At 28.6% G+C, this 2,099-nt stretch carries 3 protein-coding genes; all 3 read left to right on the top strand.

The features are described 5' to 3' along the window. Positions 1–669: MFS transporter (locus ACMOUI_RS11965; protein ID WP_418965921.1), on the top strand; the 669-nt coding region annotated here is incomplete at its 5' end. 79 nt (positions 670–748) lie between these two features. Further along, entirely contained in the window at positions 749–1,732 is a 984-nt protein-coding gene (locus ACMOUI_RS11960) for a YhdH/YhfP family quinone oxidoreductase (protein ID WP_418965920.1), read from the top strand. After that, on the top strand, positions 1,729–2,099 hold a 371-nt coding region (locus tag ACMOUI_RS11955), incomplete at its 3' end, for a MerR family transcriptional regulator (protein ID WP_418965919.1). The genes ACMOUI_RS11960 and ACMOUI_RS11955, both read left to right, overlap by 4 nt.

The raw sequence follows: 2,099 nt of genomic DNA, 5'->3' as shown, positions 1-2,099 counted from the left end.
AAAATTTCTAAAGAGATTCGAGAAAAATCAAAAGAAAAGAAAAAATATAGTTTTAATAAAGGAATTAAAACTGTTTTATTTTTAATTGTTTTATCAGCCATATTTAGACAATTTTCAGGCATAAATCCTATCATTTACTATGCTCCTGAACTATTTAAAGAGGTATCTTTTTTTAAAACCTCTGGATATTCTCAAAGTATTATAATGGGAGGATTTGAAATATTAGGATCTATAGTGGTACTATTTTTTATAGATAAATTTGGAAGAAAAAAACTTTTATTTTATGGAACATTAATTATGGCTTTATCTTTAGGCTATCTAGCTTTTGCTTTATTTTTTAAGGAAAAAGGTAGCTTTGATGTTTTTTCAATCTATTTTTACAATATGACTTACACAATAGCTTTTGGAACTGCATTAACAGTATATATCTCAGAAATAACTCCAAACTCTATAAGATCTTTGGGAGTAACTTTATTCACTGTTATAAATTATATATTTGATATAAGTTTGACACAAATTTTTCCGGTAATAAATCTTCAAAGTCATTCACTGCCATTTTTTGTATTTTTTATATTTAGTTTATCCTCTTTGATATTTATATCTTTTTTACCAGAAACAAAGGGGAAAACTTTAGAAGAGATCAGTGAATACTGGAATAATTTCAAATAAAAAAATTAAAAGTATTGACTTTAACCCCAGGGTATAGTTTATACTTTTTTTATTAATGAATATTATGGAGGTTATAATTATGAAATTCAAAGCTTTTTTAGTAACAGAAACTGAGGGTACTTTTAATAGAAATATTGTAGAAAAAGATATTAATGATTTACCTGATTATGACACTTTGATTAAAGTTAGTTATAGTTCGTTAAACTACAAGGATGCTTTATCGGCAAGTGGAAACAAAGGTGTTACAAAAGTTTATCCACATACGCCTGGAATTGATGCTGCTGGTGTAATTGTAGAAAGCAAGAATCCAAATTTAACTCCTGGGACTGAGGTTATTGTCACTGGATATGACCTTGGGATGAACACTTCTGGTGGTTATCAAGAATATATAAAAGTTCCTTCTGAATGGGTTGTTCCTCTTCCTAAAAGTATGACTTTAAAAGAAAGTATGATTTACGGAACAGCTGGTTTAACTGCTGCAATCTCGGTTTATAAATTAATTGTTAAAGGAGATTTAAAACCTGAAGATGGAGAGATTTTAGTCACTGGATCTACTGGTGGAGTTGGATCAGTTGCTGTTAAAATTTTAAGTAAATTAGGATACGAGGCTGTTGGGATTACTGGTAAACCAGAAGAAAAAGAGTTCTTATTAAGTATTGGGGCTAAAAGAGTTATTGGAAGAGAAGATGTTAACGATACCTCAAGACCAATGTTAAAAGGAATTTATGCTGGAGCTATCGATACCGTTGGTGGAAACGTTCTTTCAACAGCTATAAAATCTTTAAAATATAATGGAGTAGTTACAACTTGTGGTAATGTTGCTGGAGCTTCTTTTGAATCATCTGTTTATCCATTCATAATAAGAGGAGTGACTCTTTATGGTGTTGATTCTGTTCAAATAAGTTCTTCTGAAAGAGAGATTTTATGGAATAAACTAGCTGAAGAGTGGAAACTTCACGATTTAGATAAACTTTGCACAGAGATCACATTAGAAGAATTAAATGATAGAATCGAATTAATTTTAAAAGGTGGAAATAAAGGGAGAGTTGTTGTTAAGTTATGAAAAAAGATTTGTATCTAATAGGTGAAATATCTAAAATAACTGGACTTTCTAATAAAACGTTAAGATACTATGACGAAAATAATATTTTAAAACCTGACTATGTTGATCCTAGTAACGGCTATAGATATTATAGTGAATATCAAATCTTGAAATTACAAAATATAATCACTCTTAAAGACAATGGATTTTCTTTGGAAGAGATTAAAAATAAATTCGATCAAAGTAACTCTAGAGAAATAAATAGTTTTTTTGATGTTTACAAAAAGAAAATCGAAGATATTGAATTACAAATACAAAATCTTGAAGCGAGCAAGAAAAACCTTGAAAATCTTTTAGAAGAATTTTCTTATTTAGAAGTGGATAAAAT

Origin of the sequence: Cetobacterium sp. (assembly GCF_048470075.1) — a bacterium.
In the GTDB taxonomy this organism is placed as follows: domain Bacteria; phylum Fusobacteriota; class Fusobacteriia; order Fusobacteriales; family Fusobacteriaceae; genus Cetobacterium_A.
Note: the sequence above shows the minus strand (reverse complement) of the source record. Positions and strands in the feature narration are given on the sequence as shown.